Annotated in this window: 18 protein-coding genes and 1 tRNA gene; 8 read left to right on the top strand and 11 right to left on the bottom strand. The window is 56.9% G+C overall.

Features of this window, described 5'->3' with window-relative positions:
- Positions 1-38 precede the first annotated feature (38 nt).
- Together QOL67_RS06735 and rlmB are read right to left on the bottom strand one after the other, a co-directional pair.
- On the bottom strand, positions 39-194 hold the full coding sequence (locus QOL67_RS06735) for a hypothetical protein (protein WP_283425198.1): 156 nt from the start codon (positions 192-194) through the stop codon (positions 39-41).
- A 304-nt stretch (positions 195-498) separates the two neighbouring features.
- Complete coding sequence (gene rlmB / locus QOL67_RS06740; protein ID WP_283425199.1) at positions 499-1,284, bottom strand: 23S rRNA (guanosine(2251)-2'-O)-methyltransferase RlmB; 786 nt, start codon at positions 1,282-1,284, stop codon at positions 499-501.
- A gap of 137 nt (positions 1,285-1,421) precedes the next feature.
- Here rlmB and QOL67_RS06745 point away from each other — a divergent pair.
- Positions 1,422-1,505 (top strand) — tRNA-Tyr (locus QOL67_RS06745).
- 104 nt (positions 1,506-1,609) lie between these two features.
- On the opposite strand, the gene QOL67_RS06750 is transcribed toward QOL67_RS06745, so the two are convergent.
- From QOL67_RS06750 to QOL67_RS06765, 4 genes are read right to left on the bottom strand one after another with little or no spacing between them, the layout of a single operon-like run.
- Positions 1,610-2,404 carry an SDR family NAD(P)-dependent oxidoreductase gene (locus QOL67_RS06750; protein WP_283425200.1) on the bottom strand — a complete coding sequence of 265 codons (795 nt, stop codon included), beginning with the start codon at positions 2,402-2,404 and terminating at the stop codon, positions 1,610-1,612.
- Positions 2,401-3,339: an SDR family oxidoreductase gene (locus tag QOL67_RS06755; protein WP_283425201.1), complete on the bottom strand. Its 939-nt coding sequence runs from the start codon at positions 3,337-3,339 to the stop codon at positions 2,401-2,403. Before QOL67_RS06755 ends, QOL67_RS06750 begins: the two co-directional genes overlap by 4 nt.
- On the bottom strand, positions 3,336-4,244 hold the full coding sequence (locus tag QOL67_RS06760) for a bile acid:sodium symporter family protein (RefSeq protein WP_283425202.1): 909 nt from the start codon (positions 4,242-4,244) through the stop codon (positions 3,336-3,338). The genes QOL67_RS06755 and QOL67_RS06760 overlap by 4 nt, the downstream gene beginning before the upstream one ends.
- Positions 4,244-5,557, bottom strand: coding sequence for a flavin-containing monooxygenase (locus QOL67_RS06765; protein ID WP_283425203.1), 1,314 nt, complete (start codon positions 5,555-5,557; stop codon positions 4,244-4,246). The genes QOL67_RS06760 and QOL67_RS06765 overlap by 1 nt, the downstream gene beginning before the upstream one ends.
- Before the next feature lie 142 nt (positions 5,558-5,699).
- Here QOL67_RS06765 and QOL67_RS06770 point away from each other — a divergent pair, with 142 nt between their 5' ends.
- Entirely contained in the window at positions 5,700-6,308 is a 609-nt protein-coding gene (locus QOL67_RS06770) for a TetR/AcrR family transcriptional regulator (protein ID WP_283425204.1), read from the top strand.
- Here the strand turns inward: QOL67_RS06770 and QOL67_RS06775 are convergent.
- Positions 6,305-6,748 (bottom strand): hypothetical protein, encoded by a 444-nt coding sequence (locus QOL67_RS06775; protein WP_283425205.1) that lies wholly within the window; start codon positions 6,746-6,748, stop codon positions 6,305-6,307. The genes QOL67_RS06770 and QOL67_RS06775 overlap by 4 nt on opposite strands.
- Positions 6,749-6,852: 104 nt before the next feature.
- Here QOL67_RS06775 and QOL67_RS06780 point away from each other — a divergent pair, with 104 nt between their 5' ends.
- The 3 genes from QOL67_RS06780 (at position 6,853) to QOL67_RS06790 (ending at position 12,151) form a co-directional block, all read left to right on the top strand.
- Complete coding sequence (locus tag QOL67_RS06780) at positions 6,853-7,857, top strand: hypothetical protein (RefSeq protein WP_283425206.1); 1,005 nt, start codon at positions 6,853-6,855, stop codon at positions 7,855-7,857.
- A gap of 180 nt (positions 7,858-8,037) precedes the next feature.
- Positions 8,038-9,327: an O-acetylhomoserine aminocarboxypropyltransferase/cysteine synthase family protein gene (locus QOL67_RS06785; protein WP_283425207.1), complete on the top strand. Its 1,290-nt coding sequence runs from the start codon at positions 8,038-8,040 to the stop codon at positions 9,325-9,327.
- A gap of 214 nt (positions 9,328-9,541) precedes the next feature.
- Positions 9,542-12,151, top strand: a complete 2,610-nt coding sequence (locus QOL67_RS06790; RefSeq protein ID WP_283425208.1) for a hypothetical protein — start codon at positions 9,542-9,544, stop codon at positions 12,149-12,151.
- A gap of 3 nt (positions 12,152-12,154) precedes the next feature.
- Here the strand turns inward: QOL67_RS06790 and QOL67_RS06795 are convergent, their stop codons facing one another.
- Together QOL67_RS06795 and hppD are read right to left on the bottom strand one after the other, a co-directional pair.
- Positions 12,155-13,879 (bottom strand): amidohydrolase, encoded by a 1,725-nt coding sequence (locus QOL67_RS06795; RefSeq protein ID WP_283425209.1) that lies wholly within the window; start codon positions 13,877-13,879, stop codon positions 12,155-12,157.
- Between the two features lie 155 nt (positions 13,880-14,034).
- Positions 14,035-15,132, bottom strand: a complete 1,098-nt coding sequence (gene hppD, locus QOL67_RS06800; RefSeq protein ID WP_283425210.1) for a 4-hydroxyphenylpyruvate dioxygenase — start codon at positions 15,130-15,132, stop codon at positions 14,035-14,037.
- A gap of 155 nt (positions 15,133-15,287) precedes the next feature.
- On the opposite strand from hppD, the gene QOL67_RS06805 reads away from it, so the two are divergent.
- The gene (locus QOL67_RS06805; protein ID WP_283425211.1) at positions 15,288-15,743 is read left to right on the top strand and encodes an Lrp/AsnC family transcriptional regulator; all 456 of its coding nucleotides are present in this window, start codon (positions 15,288-15,290) and stop codon (positions 15,741-15,743) included.
- 29 nt (positions 15,744-15,772) lie between these two features.
- Positions 15,773-17,653: a cation:proton antiporter domain-containing protein gene (locus QOL67_RS06810; protein WP_283425212.1), complete on the top strand. Its 1,881-nt coding sequence runs from the start codon at positions 15,773-15,775 to the stop codon at positions 17,651-17,653.
- 21 nt (positions 17,654-17,674) lie between these two features.
- On the opposite strand, the gene cobT is transcribed toward QOL67_RS06810, so the two are convergent.
- On the bottom strand, positions 17,675-18,685 hold the full coding sequence (gene cobT, locus QOL67_RS06815) for a nicotinate-nucleotide--dimethylbenzimidazole phosphoribosyltransferase (protein ID WP_283425213.1): 1,011 nt from the start codon (positions 18,683-18,685) through the stop codon (positions 17,675-17,677).
- Positions 18,686-18,768: 83 nt separating this feature from the next.
- Here cobT and cobS point away from each other — a divergent pair, with 83 nt between their 5' ends.
- Positions 18,769-19,533, top strand: coding sequence for an adenosylcobinamide-GDP ribazoletransferase (gene cobS / locus QOL67_RS06820; protein ID WP_283425214.1), 765 nt, complete (start codon positions 18,769-18,771; stop codon positions 19,531-19,533).
- Here the strand turns inward: cobS and QOL67_RS06825 are convergent.
- The gene (locus tag QOL67_RS06825; protein WP_283425215.1) at positions 19,530-20,300 is read right to left on the bottom strand and encodes a potassium channel family protein; all 771 of its coding nucleotides are present in this window, start codon (positions 20,298-20,300) and stop codon (positions 19,530-19,532) included. The genes cobS and QOL67_RS06825 overlap by 4 nt on opposite strands.
- Between the last annotated feature and the right edge of the window lie 48 nt (positions 20,301-20,348).

Here is a 20,348-nt window from a genome sequence, read left to right on the forward strand (position 1 = left end):
TCATGAACAAGTGGTTAACAGATTGGGCAGAATTCCGCTCAATCAAAGATATCTTCAATCACGTCAAACACATCTTCAAACAGATCTTTGGCCCATTTCCCGCGTTTCTTCTTGGATTTTTTCTTCTTGGGGTTGGGTGTATCTTTCCAATGTGGCTTGGCGTTGGCGGCACGTTTGTCCGACTTATGCGCCATTTTACCTTTGGACTTTGGAGTACGGATGGGATGCGCAAAATGCGCCGTATCCTTTCCAGACGCCGGGCGCGGCATTTGTTTAAGATTGTGCAGAGGCGCACCACACTTGCTGCAGGCCAACTCATGGCGGGTGTCGCCAGCCAGCACCAACGCAGCACGGGCACCACAATAACAGCAGGTGGCGATTTTGGATGGATGTGGAATGACGCTCTCCCTCAGCTATAGCTCTGCCCAATCCCATCTAGGCATGCGGAGGCTCTGTTGGGAGCCTCCGGAGGGGATTTTTATCAGAAAGTGAATGGGATCAGTTTTTGCGTGGCAAAGACGCATAAAGCGCCACGGCGGCTGCATTGGACACATTCAAGGAGCCAAAGGCATCCGCAAAGTCAATTTTCACCAATTGATCCACTGTCTCTTTGGTTTTTTGGCGCAAGCCCGGCCCCTCGGCCCCCAGCACCAGTGCGATCGGCGCATCGTGACGGTCTGCCAACGCAGTTTCAATCGTTGTCTCAGCTTCGCCATCCAGACCCAATACAAGGTAGCCGATGCTTTGCAGCTCAGTGATTGTGTCGGCCAGGTTGCGCAGGCGCAGATACGGCTGGCGCTCCAACGCGCCACTTGCAGTTTTGGCCAAGGCGCCAGTTTCCGGGGCGGAGTTGTGGCGGGTGCCAATCACTGCCAAAGCGCCAAAGACTTCGGCGGAGCGCAGAATGGCGCCAACGTTGTGCGGGTCGGTGACCCGGTCCAGCAGGATCAGGCGCTGAGGGCGATCATCGTCCGCAATCGCCACGTCCGTCAATTTGCCCCAGTTCAGCGGCTTCACCTCCAAGGCCGCGCCCTGGTGCACGGATTGCGGATCAAGCGGCGCGCTGAACTTCCGCGGATCCACTTCCTCAGGCGTCATCCCGGACTCAGCAATGGCGTCCGCCAGCTTGTTGGCGGCATTTTTGGTCACGATGAGTCGCAGTTTTTCCCGCTTGGGATTCGCCAAAGCATCGCGCACCGCATGCAGGCCAAACAACCAGACGGTTTCCGCCGCATCTTTGCGTTTCTGCTGTTCTTTTTGCACGACCCATTTGGGTTTTTTCATCGCTCTGACACCTTCAAAATAAAGAGGGTTCACCAATGCGGAAAAGAAGCGGCCTCTGCAAGGTATTTTGTGGTTGACGACCCCAGCCCATGCCAATAAATACCCCTCACACCGAGGCCAGCGCGCCTCAGGAAAGTGGGCGACAGGCCGCAAGGTGTGGCAGGGGACTGTAACTCCCTCGCGGAGACGCACGCCTGGTTCGATTCCAGGGTCGCCCACCACTTTCTCAAAACCGACGACAAACTATGATTTCCGCCGAGCAGCGCACCACTTGCTTGGCGTTTGTTTTCAAGTGGATACAGCTCACAGCTTTTGGTCGTAAGTGTCACTCTTTGGGTTTTGACTGTATTGTCCGTCGCATCACCCAGCCATAAAGCTTTGGGGACAATCGCATCATCACGTCCGACAATCTGGCGACGCGTCCGACAAATATGTCGGATCTACCCCGTTTTAGCCCTCTCAAAATGATACTGGCCGCTTGTTCTGGCGTGACCACATCCACCGCGTCTTGTGCCGCCCCCGGCCGCGTCAGCCCGTTTTTGTCGGCGTCTGGGTTGCCCACATTGGTCGCCACAAAAGCCGGCGCCGCAATCACGGTTTTTACGCCAAATTTCGCTTCCTCAATCCGCAGCGAGGCAAAGAACCCGGTCATAGCGTGCTTGGACGCCACATAACTGGCGCGGTGCCGCAACGGGGCAAAACCCGCAACGGAGGTGATCGCCAAATGCGTGCCTTTGGAGGCGCGCAGTGCTGGTTGAAAGGCTTGCGCCATGGCCACCGCCGCGAAATAGTTTATGTCAAACAGGCGGCGGTGGGCTTGCTCTTTAAGGTCTTCAATAGGCGCAATCGCGGTCACCCCTGCCCCGTAGATCACCAGATCAATGCTGGGGTGACTGGATAGAATTGTGGCGCAACACTCTTGCAGCGCTTGCGGATTGGTAATGTCACATTTCATGGCCTGTTGCGTGGCAGTTGTGGACAGATGATCCACATTCAAATCCAGCAAAACCACCTGCCAACCTTCATCTTGCAGCTGCGCGGATAAGGCGGTTCCTAAGCCACCCGCCCCACCGGAGATCACGGCGGTTTTCTGTGACTGAGATTTCAGGGACATGCTCATGACTCTTGCGCCTTAAGCCAGTGTTCAAACACCTCACGGCTGGTTTTTTCCGGAGTATAGCCAAAGGCACGCTTGAGGGCGTCATTGCTTAAGACAGGTCGGTACTGCAAGAAGCGCACCTGTTCTGGGCCGTAGCGAGACAGTCCAAGAGGCCGTGCAATGGCAAGCGCTGCTTTGACGGTCCATGCAGGCAAACGCAAAATGGGCTTATCCAGAATGTCTGCAAGCGCCTGCACGCCAAGGGCTCCGTCCCCCGCTACGTTGTAAATGCCTGTGGGGCCATCTGTGGCAGCACGCACCAATATACGTGCCAAATCGCGGGTCCAAACAAACACAAATGGGCTGTCGCTCCCCCGGATGGCCAAAAGACGCGGCTTGTGAAAAAGATCCGTGATTTGGTTGTTGGTTTGGGCCCCCAACACCGTTCCCACCCGCAACACCACCTGTTCCAATTGTGGCGCGTTGCTGCGCGTTTCGGTCAGGAAGTCCTCAACAAGACGTTTGTGATGGGCATAGGGAAATGCCGCGTTGCCACGCAAGGCGTTCGTCTCTTTGAGGGGCACGGGATTGTCAGCATGGTAGCCATAGGCTGCGCCTGAGGATGTCACCACCAGCCGTTTGGTGCCGGCCGCCAGAGCGGCTGTGACCACATTTTTTGTCCCAGTAACATCAACACCATAAGCAAAATCACGGCCGCTGCTGTCTGGAGGGGTCACGATAGAAGCCAGATGCACGATCACATCCGGTTGATGACGTGTTATCACCCGCAGGGGCGCGTCGGTGGTCACGTCCATCGGGCAGAACCGCGCATTGTCCGGCAGGCATTTGGGCACCACCACGTCACACGCGATGACATCATGTGGGGTGTTGGACAGCTCAGCCAAGAAACTGCGGCCCACCATCCCGGCGGCCCCTGTGATCAGGATACGAGTCATCGGTTTGCCTTTGTGCGGTTCATCAAGGCGGCCAAACCTAATCCGGTGACCGCATGCCAAAACCCCCAAAAGGCGGCGACCACGGCCATGCCCCCCAAACCGCCAAAAAATCCAAAGATCAGGATCAATCCAAGGCCGGAGTTTTGAATGCCGGTCTCAATTGTCACCGCGCGCCGGTCAAATGGCGACAGCCGGGCCAGCGTCGCGAGGCCATAGCCTCCGGCCAAGGCCAATGCGTTGTGTAAAAAAACCAACAGGGCAACTGCGCCTGCGAACAGTTTGAAATTCTGCCAGTTGCTTGCCAGCGCCAAGACAATGAAAGTCAGGAATATGACCATGGAGAGTGTTTGCAGCGGCCCGCGCAAGCGGGCGGCCAGCGCAGGCTTTGCTCCTCTGAGGGTGACGCCGAGGATGAGCGGCAACACCAACATAAACCCCACAGTGATTGCCACGGACACCGGATCGATCTCTGTGGCCCGAAGAATGTCACGCGTTGGCCCGTAAAGCCCGCCCCAAAATGCGATATTGAGCGGCGTGAGCACAATGGCCCCCACAGTGGCAAAGGCGGTCATCGACACAGAGAGCGCCGCATTACCGCCCGCGCGGTGGGTGATGAAGTTGGAGATATTACCGCCAGGACACGCCGCAACAAGAATAAGCCCCAACGCAATTGAAGGCTGTGGTTGGGTGGCCAGCACCAACAAAAAAGTCAACGCAGGTAGCAGCAGAAATTGGCTGGCAAGACCCGTCAGAAGAGCGCGCGGCGTATAAAGCAGTCTGCGGAAATCACTGGGTGTGAGGTCAATTGCAATGGAGAACATCACGACCGCCAACACCATGTTGAGCACGGTCATGGAGGTCGCGCTGAAATTCAGCACCACGCTGTCCAGTCCTGTGCTGTCCATCAGCCTTGCCCCGCTTGCAACGACTTGATCCACCCCATCACCGCCCCGCGATAAGTGGCTTTGTCGACATAATACGCCATTCGAGGAAGATTGAGGTAATCCATTCCTCCCGTCGCGCGATCATAGCTGGCTGCTTTCTCTTGCTGGAGTTTTTGCGCCACCTTGTGACCTTTGCGCAGACCGGAGATGTACCGGGCGACAAGCTCAGCTTGTTCATGACGGCCTTGCCAACCAAGACCCGTGGCCTCCACCATGCCAAGCACAAAGAGATCATCGCGCGCCGGATGGAAGGCGTTCAGATACAAATGTGGCGCATCTCCACGCCAATTGAGTAGTGTATTGTCGATAAACGGATAGTGCAGTTTGTAGCCGGTGGCGGCGAGGATCATATCGTAGTCTGTTGCACTTCCGTCTTTGAAAGTGACCGTGTGGCCTGACATCTCGGCAATATCGCCACGAATGCTGATGTCGCCATGGCCCGCGTGATAGAGCACCAGCGAGTTCACCACGGGATGGCTTTCATAGAGTTTGTAGTCAGGTTTGGGGAAACCGTATTTCTGAGGATCTCCGACAAACCATTTGAGGATAAGACTGTCGATTGGGCGTTTGAGCCACATCGGCAATTTGATGGCGCCCCCCATGGTGTCTGCCGGCTTGCCAAAAACATATTTGGGCACGAAATAGTACCCGCGTCGCATGGAGATGTCACAGCTTGCCCCGTGATGCACGGCATCCACAGCGATGTCACAGCCCGAATTGCCCGCCCCAACAATCAGCACCCGTTTTCCGGCGAACTGCTCTGGATGACGGTACCGCGATGCGTGGATCAGATCGCCGTCAAACTGCCCTGGAAAATGCGGCATGTTAGGTTCGCTCAACGTGCCGTTGGCGATCAGTACACCGGCATAGATCGCCTCTTTCTGCTGTCCATCCTGACGGGTGATCACCCGCCAGCCGTCTCCGCTATCGCCCAATGGGGACACCTGCACCACTTCCGTGTTGAACTGGTAGTGCGCGCGAAGTTCAAAATGCTCGGCAAAGTCGCGGAAATACTGCGCCATTTCCCGATGAGATGGGTATTCGGCGACCTCCTCCTTCATCCGGTAGTCAGCAAACTCCGTCATTGTTTTCGACGAAATCAGATGCGCGCTTTCATACATTGTGGAACGCGGCGCATCAATGTCCCAGAGACCGCCAACATCGCTATGCAACTCAAAGCCATCAAAAGCGATGCCCTGCTCCTGTAGCACCTTGGCCATTGCCAACCCCATGGGTCCAGCCCCGATCAGAGCATATTTGTCGCGCGTGTCCATATCTATCCCCGTCCCTCGTGACTTTTAAATTGAACAGTCGTTAAAAATAAGGCAAGCTCTTTTTATGCTGAAGAACATTCCTCAAGAAAAACAACGACAAAGAGCGCCATCCAAGCGGGCCTTGGAAACGCGAGACCGGATTATGGATGCGGCAGAACGGGTGTTTGCCCGAGACGGCTACGATGCAGCCTCGATTCGTATCATCGCCGCAGAAGCTGAGGTACAAGGCGCATTGGTCAATCATCACGGCGGCAGCAAAGAAGAATTGTTTTGGCGGGTTGTGGCGCGGCGGGCGGATATTTTGGCAGAGGCCCGCATAACGGCCCTAGAAGCGCGAAAGGCGCAAAGCGCGCTGTCGCTGCCCGCGGTCTTGGAATGCTTCTTTGGGCCATTTTTTGAGCAAATCGATGTGGGCGGGCCACAGTGGGTGGCCTACGCGCGGATCGTGGCTTTTGTGTCTGCGGACTCGCGGTGGAAAGACCTGGCCGCAATCTGTTTTGATCCCACGGCAAACCGCTTTGTCGAGGAGATTGCGGCGCTCTACCCGGCCACAGCCCGCGCGGCGGTCGCCAGTGGCTTTGTCTACTCCGTTGCGGGCATGTTGGCACTGATCACATCTCAGTGGCGCATGGAGGCCCTTGGCGACACAACCCCAATTGCCGCCAACCATTTGGACGAGCTGATCGCCTTTTGCACAGCTGGGATTGAAGCCGCTACGCACCGTGCGCTGGCAAATGAGACTGACGCTTAAGGCATCAACACGGCGGCGCGTTTGTATTGCACCACATCTGTGCCCAGATCGTCATACAACAACGTCACATCAACTGTTTCCACAGAGCCAAGCGGCTGTGTGACAAAAATCTGCGTGTCTTCGGGAATGGCCATGGCATTCTCAATGTCCGGCGGACATTCCGGGATTGGAAAGACCTCCGCCGCACCGTCGTTGATGGAATACTGCACCTCATAAAGCCCACAGCGCCAGGCCAGCAGGTGGGTGAAATAGACCAGATCCTGGCCGTCAAATTCCCGCACGCCGATCCAACTGGTTTTGGTGGCATCTAGGATGGGGCGCACCTCGCCCGCGGTCAAAAACTTGCCGGTTGGGGTTTGGTCTTCGGCCACACGATCTTCCGCCAATACGGGTGCGGCCAGCGCAAAGAAACCGAGAGCGGCAATGTGATGAAGTTGCATAAGCAAACTCCTTTCTATGATTTCTTCAAAAAGTGTAATGCCCGCTTTTGCCACGGGCCTATGGGGCGTATAGTCGGCGCAAGCATCGTGCAGGGCAATAGAAAATGACAAGTAAAGCGCTGAAATCGCAGGCATTCAACGTTGTTGTGGTGGGCCAAAATGGCCGTTTGCAATATGAGGCGGCACTGTTTGCGGCCTCGCTCAAAGCCAAATCCCCAAACTTCACGGGCAAGCTTTATGTGGCGGAACCCGCCCCGGGACCACGCTGGGAGAAAGATCCGCGCATCGGCAATCCGGAGGTACGGGCGCTGCTGGAAGACCTTGGCGCCGAGATTTTGCCGTTTGAGACACCGGTGTTTGGCGAGCCTTACGCTTATGGCAACAAGATTGAGCTGCTCTCTGCCCTGCCCGCGGGTGAACCGTTTGTATTTTTTGACACCGACACACTCATTCTGGATGAGTTAAGCAAGGTGCCGTTTGACTTTGACAAACCATCCGCCTCGCTGCGGGTGGAAGGCACTTGGCCGATCCCACCTTTGTACGGCCCGCAATACACCGGCATCTGGAAGTCCCTCTATGATCGGTTTGGATTGGATTTTGAAAGCTCGCTCGATCTGAGCCAACCAGATGAATACTGGCGGCGATATTCGTATTTCAACGCGGGTTTCTTTTATTATCGCTGCCCCAAAGTGTTTGGTGAGCTGTTCCTTGAGTACGCCCGCAGCGTCAGCGACAATCCCCTAGACGAGCTGGCCTGTCAGGCAATTTACCCCTGGCTCGACCAAATTGTGTTGCCTTTGGTGATCCACGGCTTGGGTGGTGGACGGGACGCCTTACCAGCCGGATATTTGGATGGGTCTGTGAGTTGCCATTACCGCCTGATGCCTCTGCTTTATGCTCGCGAAAGCGACGCCGTGATGCAGGTGCTCGAAGAGGTGGCCGCGCCCAATAAAATCAAAAAGGTACTGAAGCAATATGACCCGTTTAAGCGCATGATTTATCAGAACCGCGGCCATAAAGCCCGCGCGTTGTTTGATCAGGCTCACCTGCCGCGCAAAGAACAGGCCATTCGCAATATGCTGAAGAAAAACGGTTATTGGCTGCGCTAAACTATATCCAATTTATTAGCGAACGGCTTTCGCTTTCACGACCATTTTGCTGACACCGCGTCCCGGCGCGGCAGCATTTTTAGGAAATCCGACTTTGCGGTCGTTTCCGCATGCAACACCGGTTGCGTGCTGCGCATGCTGTGCCTAACACTTGGCGCGATAATTTTAGGGAGAACAACGATGTCTGAAGCGACATACGGTTTTGACACATTGCAAATTCACGCGGGCGCGCGCCCAGATCCGGCCACAGGTGCACGCCAGACGCCAATTTACCAATCCACAGCTTATGTGTTCCGCGATGCCGAACACGCCGCTGCGCTCTTCAACCTACAAGAAGTGGGCTACATCTACTCCCGCCTGACCAACCCAACCGTGGCTGTTCTGCAAGAGCGCATTGCGACGCTTGAGGGTGGCGTGGGCGCAGTGTGCTGCTCCTCCGGTCACGCGGCACAGATCATGGCGCTGTTCCCACTGATGCAACCGGGCTGCAACGTGGTGGCTTCGTCCCGCTTGTATGGCGGCACCATCACGCAATTCAGCCAGACCATCAAACGCTTTGGCTGGTCCGCGACGTTTGTGGACACAGATGATCTGGATGCCGTGGCGGCGGCGATTGATGAAAACACCCGCGCGGTGTTCTGTGAATCCATCGCCAACCCAGGCGGCTACATCACTGACATCGAAGCGCTGGCCAAAATCAGCGACGCGGCTGGCATTCCGCTGATTGTCGATAACACCTCGGCCACGCCGTACCTGTGTAACCCCATTTCTTTGGGGGCTTCTTTGGTTGTGCATTCCACCACCAAATATCTGACCGGCAACGGCACTGTGACCGGCGGCTGTATTGTCGACAGCGGCAAGTTTGACTGGTCCGCCAGCGACAAGTTTCCATCGTTGAGCCAGCCGGAACCGGCCTACCACGGGTTGCGTTTTCACGAGACCTTTGGCCCGCTGGCCTTCACCTTCCACGGCATCGCCATTGGTCTGCGTGATCTTGGCATGACCATGAACCCACAAGCTGCGCATTACACGCTGATGGGCATTGAGACGCTGTCGTTGCGTATGGAGCGCCATGTGGAGAACGCCAAAACCGTCGCCGGTTGGCTCGAAGGGCATGATCACGTCGACTATGTGACCTACGCTGGTCTGCCCTCCTCACCCTATCATGATCGGGTTGAGCGGATCTGCCCAAAAGGCGCTGGTGGCCTGTTCACTGTGGCGCTCAAAGGGGGCTATGACGCCTGCGTGAAGTTTGTCGACAGTCTGGAGATTTTCTCCCACGTCGCCAACCTAGGTGACACCCGCAGCTTGGTGATCCACTCCGCCTCCACCACCCACCGCCAGTTGACTCCAGAGCAGCAGGAGGCGGCAGGTGCAGGACCAAATGTGGTGCGCATTTCGATTGGCACAGAGACCAGCGCGGACCTAATGGCCGATCTGGATCAGGCGCTGAAGAAGGCTCACAGCTAAGTCGCAAGGCTTTCGAACAAAAGACAACAGACCGCTCCAATCTTGGGATTGGGGCGGTCTTTGTTTACCATTGGGTCACTTTGTGGCCGCAAACCGCCGACAAGCCATCAAATCAGAGCGGCTTTTTCTTCCCCTTCGGCGATAACTTGCTATAAATCCTACAATTCTGGGCAAGGCCACGCTTTGCCAATCACTGCATGCTAGGGCTTGATGCATGACCGCAAATCTTGCGCTTACACTTTCTTTTGAGGGCATTGGCCTTTTGACCCGCGTGCCGGGCGGCTGGCATTTGTTGGGCGAAGTGGGGCTGGACAGTCCGGATCTGGCTGCTGATCTGGCGAAGCTGCGCGCACAAGCCGTTGCGGTTGAGGGCGACGATTTTACCACCACGCTGGTTTTGCCCAATGATCAGATCAAATACCTGACCCTGCCGACCGGCCGGATGAGTGAGAAAAAGCGCCGCCAGCAAGCCGAAGACGCGCTGGAGGTTGAAACCCCCTACCGTGCCGATCAGCTGGTGTTTGACATTGCCGTACAGGGCCGCGCACCACAGGTGGCCGCTGTGGCACGTGACACGCTAGATGAGGCAGAAGCCTTCGCCGTGGAACACGCTTTCAACCCGGTTGGGTTCTCTGCGATGCCGTCTGAGGACAGTTTTGCCAGTGCGCCGGATTTTGGCGACACAGCCCGCGCCCGTGCAGCTGGCATCAAGGTCACCGCCGAAAAAACCGCGATTGTGGTTGTAGGCTCCGGACCTCTGCCAAAAGAGTTCCCCGAGCCTGTTGTAGACGTGCCAGCGGCTCCGGTTGAGCCGATTGCAGACACGCCAGAGAAGGTGTCTGGTGCAAAGCCTCTGGCATCTGCGACGAAACTGGAGGCTGGTGAAACCAACGTCACTCAAGACCAACCTTCTGCCCCTGTGCCAAAAGCAGCGACACCGGAACCCAAACCGGAAGCCGCCGCGCCCAAACCAGTGGTTTCCAAGACAGGCGCACCATCAAAAGCGGCCGTCGGCACACAGCCTCCCCCCCCACCGAACACCAAGGCAGCACCCCAATCCACGCCCGACCAAAAGGCCGAGAAACCTGCCGAAGAACCCGCTGCCGCGTTTGCCTCGATCCGTGCTCAGAAAGCACCGGAAGAGACCAAATCCGCTCCTGAGTTAAGCGGTGTCACCCGCAAAGTCTCTGGCACCAACGCACCGAGCATTCCCACGGACTCAGGCGACAACAAAACGCCTCCCTTACGGTTTGATCCAGCCAAGGCGGTTGTGGGACTCAAAACCAGCAAAGACACGGCCCCCTCCGGTACGGACACGGAGGCCGCCACGTTTGCCAGTGCACGCAGCAAAACCAAAGTGGCCGGCCCTGCACCCAAGGCTGGAAAAGGAACAAAACAGGCTGCCCAAAACGCTTCCGACAAAGAGAAACAGAAAGCGGCAATGTTTGGCGCGGGCGCTCAAGAGGTCCGCGGCAAACCAAGGCATCTGGGGCTGATCCTAACCACTTTGCTTTTGGTGTTGATGGCGATTGTCGCGCTGTGGGCGTCTTTTGCCACCGAAGAGGGCTTGGCCGGGCTGTTTGGCGCAGATGAGTCAGAGGCCGTGCGAGTGGCTGACGCACCCGCAGCGGAGTCGGCAGCAGAAGGCGCGGTCATCGCGGCGGCACCAGCACCTGAGACCGATGTTGTCGCCACCGTGGCACCAGCGCCTGAAGTCGCCCCCAGCCTACCACCCGTAGACGCACCGATGGTGGTGACTGTGCCAGACGGCATGACGCCAAGCCCAAACGACGATGCGCAAACGGCCCTGTTGGAACCACTTATTCCCGAAAGCATCACCGACAGTGCCGAAATCGAAGCGATGATGGATGAAGTCAGCGATGGCAATGTCGATCCAGTGAAAGCGGAGGCGCGCTACGCGGTAACTGGCATCTGGCAGCGCGCACCGGAACAGCCCTTGGAATTGGTGTCTGACAGCAGCGACGACATTTACATCGCCTCGGTAGATCGCGACACCATAGGTTTTGACGCCGTGGCCTTGGTTGCGCCTGAAGCACTGGACACCGACACTCCGGCCCGTGCGCAAGTCAGCCCGGTGGCCGCTGACACAACGTTTGATCTGGATGAGCGCGGTTTGGTGGTGGCCACCGCTGACGGCGCACTCAACCCCGAAGGGGTGATGGTTTTTGCCGGGCGCCCGCCTGTGGTGCCTGCCGCCTACCCAAAACGCATCAAGGTGGGTGATGAACCGCACATCAGCGCAGCCGACAACACCCGCCTTGCAACCGTGCGCCCCAAATTGCGCCCTGGCGATTTGTTGGAGCAAAACGAGCGCGCCACCTTTGGCGGTTTGACGCTTGAGGAATTGGCAACCATCCGTCCCAAGCTGCGTCCACAAAACGCCAAGCTGGCGGATGAAAAAGACACGACGCCAACCCAATACGCTGTCAAAGCCTCCCCGCGCCCGCGCCTGAAACCTGCCAATATTGCGCAGCTGGCGGCCCGGGCTGCCCCTGAGAAAGCGACCGCCGCCGCGGTGGCTGTCCCCGCTGCGGCATCTGTGGTGCCGGATATTCCAACCACAGCCTCCGTGGCGCGTCAGGCCACCATCAAAAACGCCATCAACCTCAACAAAGTGAACCTGATTGGCGTTTATGGGACCTCTTCCAACCGCCGGGCTTTGGTGCGTCTGTCCAGCGGCCGTTACAAAAAAGTTCAAGTGGGCGACCGCGTTGACGGCGGCCGTGTGTCCGCCATCAGCGAAGACGAGCTGCACTACACCAAAGGCAAGCGCAACGTTGTCTTGAAAATGCCGAAAGGTTGAGGCCTAGTTTTTGACCACTGGATGCACTTTGCCCTCAAAGACCGTGCCCCAGATCTCAATGTCTTTGATCTCTGCAGTGGGCACCTCATAAGGGTTGTCTTCCAGCACCACAAAATCCGCGCGTTTGCCAGCTCGGATCGAGCCCAAATCCTGTTCGCGTTTCATAACCCACGCCGCGTCGATGGTGATCGCGCGCATAGCTTCGTGCACGGTCAACGCTTCGATCTGGGCATTCTGCAACCCATTAATTGTGGTGCGATTGACTGCGGCGTCCGCCAGCACCAACGGGCTTAATGGCGCCATAGGATTGTCCGAGTGCAACGCCACGGTCACGTTCTGGCGCCGTGCAGCGCCTAAAGGCACCATGTAACGGGCAATATCCTCGCCCAGCCAGTTCTGCGCATAGGCGTCCGCCAGAATGTACTGGTAATAAGGGTTGGCCGACACCGCCATGCCAAGCGCGCCCATCTGGCGCAGCTGCTCTTCATGGGCAAAGGCAAAGTGCTCAAGTGTTGTCCGGTGATCAAAGCGCGGCGTTTCCGCCTGTGCCCGCTGCACAATCCCAATCAGAGCTTCCGCAGATTTATCACCATTGGTGTGGGCGTGGATTTGGAATCCTTGGTTCCAGAAAAACCGCGCCCATTTCTCGGTCTCACTTAGTGGCGCCATCCAGATGCCTTCGTGGCCGTCTTTGTAGCCGGGAAAACCGTATTGCGAGAGCCCGGAGAAAATCGCACCGTCCATCATGATCTTGAAGTGGTTCTTAACTGCAACCAAATCCGTATTGCCTTCACGCCAGCTTTCGATCTCAGCCAGGGCCTCGTCCGGAGTCTTTTTACGTGCCAGAAAATCTGTGATCAGCGGTGTCAGCACCAGCCGAGTCGGCGGTTGCACCCGGTCTGCGGTGCCACGGATCAGAGCAATTTCCCCAACAGGGTCGCCAAAAACCCCGGTGCCCATATCCAGTGCAGTTGTCACCCCCGCTTGGTGTAGCATCTCATAGAAATTCTCCATGCCTTTGCCAAAGCGATCCGGCGCAAACAAAAACGGCATTTTTGATACCAGAACCTTAGCGCCGTTTTCCCAGAAATGCCCGTCCTCCCAATTGGCTTGGTCGGGATAAACCTGAGCATCAACCTCAGTCACTCCTAGCAGATCAAAGGCTGCATCGTTGCCGATCACTTCGTGAAAGCTGCGATGCCAGGCCATCACAGGCGTGTCAGGGAACAATTCATTGAGCACTGCCCGCGTCACATCTCCGTGCCACAGCTGGTGGTAGCCCCAGGCGATAAAGGGCACTGTCTCGTCGTGCTCGGACGCCTCATGCGCGGCGACCAGTTCCTTCAGGCTGGCAATGTAGTCGTCATGGGTTTTCGCGCCCGGGAAGTCACCCGTTGGCAGATGCCAGTCGTCCGGAGCTAAAAATGGAAACTGCGTCAGAACCGCCGGCAAGGAGGGGTGGATGTGGGGGTCGATGAAGCCAGGCATCAGCACTTTGTCGGCAAATTGGGTGTCGATCACAGTACCTTGAGTCTCAACGTAGTCCTTCAACGTCTCAAGACTGCCGACTGAAACAATACGCCCGTCCATCACGGCCACCGCCGAGGCCTCCGGTATGTTGGTTTCCATCGTAATAATTTTTTGGGCCGTATAGACCGTAATGTCGGCTGCAAATGAAGCCGTCGAAACAAGCAGCGCACCCATAGCGCCAAGGGTAAATTTCAACATGGAACCACTCTTCTGAAAAAAGACTTCTGTAATCAGCTTAGAAGTGTAGTCGAACTAAACAATACGCTTTTGACAAATAAAAAGCGCCGCCCACCGTATAAATGGACGACGCTTCCCTCGCTCCAACCTAGGTCGGAAGGTTGTTTTTTGGCAGATTATTCGGCGGCTTCAATTTCACCGCTTTCGATTTGCTCGCGTTCGATGCTTTCAAACAGCGCTTTGAAATTGCCTTCGCCAAAGCCATCGTCACCCTTGCGCTGGATAAACTCAAAGAAGATGGGGCCAATCACGGTTTTGGAGAAAATTTGCAGCAGGATTTTGGTCTCGCCACCATCGTCCACACCTTCGCCGTCAATCAGGATGCCGTGTTTCTGCATCCGGTCAAGCGGCTCGTCATGACCCACAACCCGATCTTTTGAAAGCTCGTAATAAGCTGTATTTGGACCAGGCATGAACTTGATGCCCTTGTCCGCAATCGCATCTGTGGAGCCGTAGATGTCATCGGTGCCCACAGCGATATGCTGGATGCCCTCGCCGTTGTACTTTTTAAGGTACGCAACAATCTGACCGGTTTCGCCGCGATCTTCGTTGATCGGGATGCGGATTTTGCCGCAAGGCGAAGTCAGCGCGCGGGACCGAAGACCGGTGAACTTGCCTTCGATATCAAAGAAGCGGATTTCACGGAAATTGAACAGGTCGCCGTAGAACTTGAACCACTTGTCCATGTTGCCTGTGAACACGTTGTGGGTCAGGTGGTCGAGGTAGTAGAAGCCGTCACCTTCGGGCTTAGACGTTACGATCCAGTCAAATTCTTCGTTAAATGGCGAGGTGTCAAAATACTGGTCAGTGAAGTAAATCAATGAACCGCCAATACCTCTGATCGCGGGCCAGTTCAGCGTCTTGTCGTCCGCGTCATAGGCCTCTGCACCTTTGGACACCGCATGTTCATACGCCTTCTGTGCATCAACAACACGCCAGCCCATGGACGGTGCGCAAGGACCGTGCTCTTCAACAAACCGCAGGCCAAAGCTGCCTGGTTCATTGTTGAGAATGTAGGTGACATCACCCTGCTGCCACAGCTCAATGGCTTTGGACTTGTGGTTGGCGACATGCACGTAGCCCATTTTGACAAAGAGATCGCGCAGCTCCTGCGGCTCAGGATGGGCAAATTCAACAAACTCAAAGCCGTCGGTGCCTGCAGGGTTAAAATCAGAAATTTCTGCGCGTGGCGCATCATGTGGGAAAGGACCCATGTCGCGTCTCCTTTTGGGGAATTTTGGATTAGTGATGTTCGCTGAGGCAAGATTACGCCGCCAATCATGCGGAAACGCCGCGAACTGACGTGCAATCTGATAAAAATCCGCGTAGTCTACGCACAAAGTTTACATTTCACGCGAAAGATACGCACATGCTAGATACCATCGACATGCGCCTGCTCTCCGCGCTGCAAAAAAACGCGCATCTCACCGCATTGGAATTGGGGGAGATCCTCAACCTATCACCCAGCCAGGCGGGGCGGCGGCGGCAACGACTGGAAGCAGAAGGCTATATTGAAGGCTACAACGCCCGGTTAAGCCCGCAAAAGCTGGGCCTGTCGGTGCAAGCGTTCATTCAGGTGCAACTGGGCACACACGGACCGGAAAACTCGCAAAGCTTTGCCACGTTGATCAGCACCCGCGCCGAAATTGTCAGCGCATGGACATTGACCGGTGATGCAGACTATTTGCTGCGGGCCTATTGTGAGGATCTCAATGCGCTGAACCGCTTGATTCATGAGGTTTTGCTCCCACATGCCGCCGTAAGCCGTGTGCAAAGTCAGATTGTCATGGACCAACTCAAACGAGACGCCCCGCTGCCGACCTGAGCGCCGCGACAGAATAGGACACAGGACGTATGGAAGACGCCCTTTATACTGCCACCATTTTCTTGATCACGGCAGTGATCGCCGTGCCGATTTCGTCCCGCCTCGGGTTGGGCTCAGTGCTGGGCTACTTGGCGGCGGGTATTATTATCGGGCCGGTGTTGGGGCTGGTTGGCACGCATGAGGCAGATGAGCTTCTGCACTACGCCGAGTTTGGCGTGGTAATGATGCTGTTTATCATTGGTCTGGAACTGGACCCCCGCGCGCTTTGGGCGATGAAGGATAAGCTGGTTGGGCTGGGGGGACTGCAGATTGGCCTGACCACAGGCGCGGTGGCCACGGCCGCCTTGTTTCTGGGCATCCCGCTGAACATGGCGATTGCAACCGGTCTGATATTCTCTCTGAGTTCGACCGCTATCGTCTTGCAAACCTTGACAGAAAAGGGCCTGATGCAGACCAGCGGCGGGCGATCTACCTTTTCTGTTCTGCTGTCACAGGACATCGCAGTGATCCCGATGTTGGCACTGTTGCCGCTTCTGGCAATCTCCGGAACCCTGGAAATTGCCCAAGACGGATCAATTGTAGATGACATCACAGAGGCTTCGCACCAATTGTCGCTCGTGGATGGTCTGCCAGCTTGGGGCGTCACCTTGGTGACCCTAGGCGCGGTGGGGGCAATTGTATTTGGTGGTCTGTTTTTGATGCGGCCTGTTTTCCGCTTTATTCACGCCGCCCATCTGCCGGAAATGTACACCGCGTTGGCGCTGCTGATTGTGGTCGGCATTGCGCTGCTGATGGAATTGGTAGGACTGTCCCCTGCCCTCGGCACCTTCCTTGCGGGTGTGCTTTTGGCAAACTCGGAGTTCCGCCACGAGCTGGAGAGTGACATCGCCCCCTTCAAAGGGCTGCTGTTGGGGCTGTTTTTCATCACCGTGGGCGCCCAGATCAATTTCCATGTCTTTGCCCGTGCTCCGGGCCAGATTATTGGGTTCACTCTTGGCCTCATTGCCATCAAGGCAGCTGTACTGTTTGTCATCGGACGGGCCTTTGGCCTGCGCCGCCGCAATCTGTGGCTTTTCACGCTGGGCTTAGCCCAGGCAGGTGAATTTGGCTTTGTGCTGATCACCTTTTCCGAGCAGCAACATGTGTTGCCCGCCTGGGCGGCCGAAAAGTACCTGTTGGTGGTCGCCCTTACCATGCTGATCACGCCGCTGCTGTTCATTTTGCATGACGTTCTGTCCAAGCATTTTGGCGACCACCACGATGGCGATCAGGCACACGAACCGGATCAAGTCGACGAGACCGGCCCCGTCATCATTGCGGGCATTGGGCGATTTGGGCAGATCGTGAACCGTCTGGTGCGTTCCTCGGGCTATCAAACCGTGGTTCTTGATAACGACATGAAAGCCATCGAGAACATGCGCAGCTTTGGCGTGAAAGGCTTCTTTGGCGACCCAACCCGCCCTGAAATCTTACATGCCGCTGGCCTGCGCGAGGCGCGGGTCCTGGTGGTGGCTTTGGACAATATGGAGGCCTCGGTCAAACTTGTGGCCTTTGCACGGCGCGAACGGCCCGACCTGCATATCATCGCCCGCGCGCGGGACCGCGGTAACGTGTATCGACTATATAAAGCAGGTGCGGACGACATTGTGCGGGAGATGTTTGACAGCTCGCTGCGGGCCGGACGTTATGTTTTGGAAAATATCGGCCTCAGCGAGTATGAGGCGGCGCATGCGGAACAGGCGTTTTATAAACACGACCGCTTTGCCATGCAGGAGTTGGCGCAGCTCTGGAGCGAGGACGTTCCTCTGTCCAAAAATGAGGCGTATAAAAAACGCGCACGGTCACTGGAGAAAGAGCTTCAGGATGTGTTGCTCGCCCAACTCGACAGCGACCCAGAGGAGCGCGCCTAAACGCGCTCCAAACCGTCGAGCCTAGCTGCCCGACACACCAGCTTCGGCAAAGGTGGCCATGCCCGAATGGCAAGCCACAGCCGCCTTCAGAATGCTGATCGCCACCGCCGCGCCAGAGCCTTCCCCCAACCGCATGTTGAGGCTCAAAATCGGCTCTTTCCCAAGCTGCGCCAAAAGCGCCGGGTGTGCGCTCTCTGCGCTCACATGGCCTGCGATCATGTGATCCAGCGCATCGTCGACCTCTTCGCCAATCGTTGCGGCTGCGGCCGTCGCAATAAAGCCATCCAGGATCACCGGAATGCGCAGCACGCGCGCCCGTGCCATTGCACCAACCATGCCGGCCAACTCACGCCCGCCAAGGCAGCGCAGCGCTTCCAGTCCTTTGGGCGTGTTGTTCGCCGCCACACCTTCACGCACCACGCGCGCTTTGGTGGCCAATCCGGCCTCATCCACACCAGTGCCACGGCCAACCCACTCTTCCGCCTCTCCGGCATAAAGCGCATGTGCAATCGCCGCCGCGCTGGTGGTGTTGCCAATGCCCATTTCGCCCACAACCAAAAGGTCGGTGGAGTCTTTGACCGCAGTCCAGCCTGACAGCAGCGCCGCCACAACCTCAGCCTCGGTCATCGCCGGGCCTTGGGTGAAATCCGCAGTCGGCGTATCCAGATCCAACGCAATCACATCCAAATCGGCACCAGCCGCTTTGCTTAGCTGGTTGATTGCCGCCCCACCGTGCTGAAAATTCAGCACCATCTGTTCGGTCACTTCCGTAGGGAAAGCTGACACGCCTTGCGCGGTCACACCGTGGTTGCCCGCGAAGATAATCACTTGGGGTGCCTCAATGCTGGGGCGAGGATTGCCACGCCACCCAGCATACCAGATCGCCATGTCTTCCAGTCGGCCCAAGGCGCCCGGCGGCTTGGTCAGCTGGCCATTGCGCTCTTCGGCTCCGTCCAGCGCTTTCTGATCCACACCGGGTGCAGCCGCCAAAAGTGTTTTAAACTCTGCCAAAGTGGTGAATTCTGCGGACATTGGCCGGGCTCCTGTTGAATTTTTAACGTTAGCGCTGTTTACCTCATATCCAGCCCCCGGCAAGTGAGGAAAAAGACGCAGGTATGGCCAGTTCCGACACGTCACCGTTTCGCCCCCGCGACATCAACACCGCTTTGGCGCTTTTGACACGTCTGCCGGTGAAAGCAGACTTTTCACGCGGCGCACGTGCGGCCTGGGCCTACAGCATTGCGGGTGCCGCTCTGGCCCTGCTCGCCGCCCTGCCAACAGCGGCCTTGCTCTTTATCGGTCTACCCCCCGTATTGGCAGCTTTGGTCTGGCTCACCGCCATGGTGGTGATGAGTGGTGCGATGCACGAAGACGGGTTGGCCGACACGGCGGATGGGTTCTGGGGCGGCTGGGACAAGGCGCGGCGCTTAGAGATCATGCGCGATAGCCACATTGGTGCCTATGGCGTGATTGCGCTGTGTTTATCGATTGCCGCGCGCTGGGGCGCCATTGCGATCTTGCTGGAAGCAGACGTCTGGATGTTTGGATTACTGGCCGTGGCCATGCTGTCACGTGCCAACATGACGTTGGTGATGGCCGCCCTGCCGCATGCCCGCAGCGATGGCTTAAGCCATTCGCAAGGCCGTGCGCCACGCACCGGCGCGCTCACAGGTTTTGCGTTGGCGGGTGTGACCGCCTTTGGATGTGTGGGTGTACCGGGGGTGATCCTCACCGGCGTGGCCTTTGTGATGGCAGCGCTGTGCTCCGCCACGGCCCGGGTGAAAATTGGCGGTCAGACTGGCGACGTCTTAGGGGCGACGCAGCAGATCACCGAGATCACACTGCTGTTCACCCTGGTGATACTGGCGCACTACTTCTAGGCACCATCGGTCTCGATACAGATTGTTGCGCCACAATGTTTGCAATGCACCGCGTCCGGATCGTGGCGCAGCAAACCGCAACTCTCACATTTGTGACGCACTTTCTGCGGCCTGATGATCGCCTGTGCCAACTGCACAAACAGCGCCACCCCCCCCACCATAATGCAGATGGAAAACAACTTCCCGCCCGGACTGTTCAAGGTGATGTCGCCGTAGCCGGTGGTCGTCAAGGTCGCCACGGTGAAGTACATCGCGTCAATAAAAGGCGTGGCCGTGGCTTCTCTATCGATGAAAAACACCAAAGACGAAGCCGACGTGACCATGACAAACACAAACAGATTGATGGTCGCAATCACCGCGTCCTCGTGGGTGCGGAACCAGCGGCTGTCGCGGCGCAGATCATACAGCAAGTGGTAGGAGTGGATCAGGCGCAGCCCACGCAACACCCGCAAAAACGCCAAATCGCCAGAGAGCCAAGGGTCGATGAACAGCGACCCAATCACCACCACATCGGCAATCGTGTAGATACGTGTGAGGAAAAATCGGCGATCCTCCGCCACCCACCAACGCGCCACCAAATCAAGGCAGATGATCACCCCAGTGACACGGCTGGCGAGGATCAATCCTGGTCCATAAGGCACATGCGCGGTGGCGATGAAGAACAGGATAGTGACAAAATCAAAGATGATCAGCGCATAACGAAATTTCACCGCGTCTGGCGTGTGCGCCGTGTAGAGCCGCTCAACTGTCGCTTTGAGTTTTTCCATGCATCTGCCTCCCTTACCGGCAGTAAACGCCAACAAAGCTTTTCAGGC

It is taken from the genome of Shimia sagamensis (genome assembly GCF_900182745.1).
GTDB classification, from domain to species: Bacteria; Pseudomonadota; Alphaproteobacteria; order Rhodobacterales; family Rhodobacteraceae; genus Shimia; species Shimia sagamensis.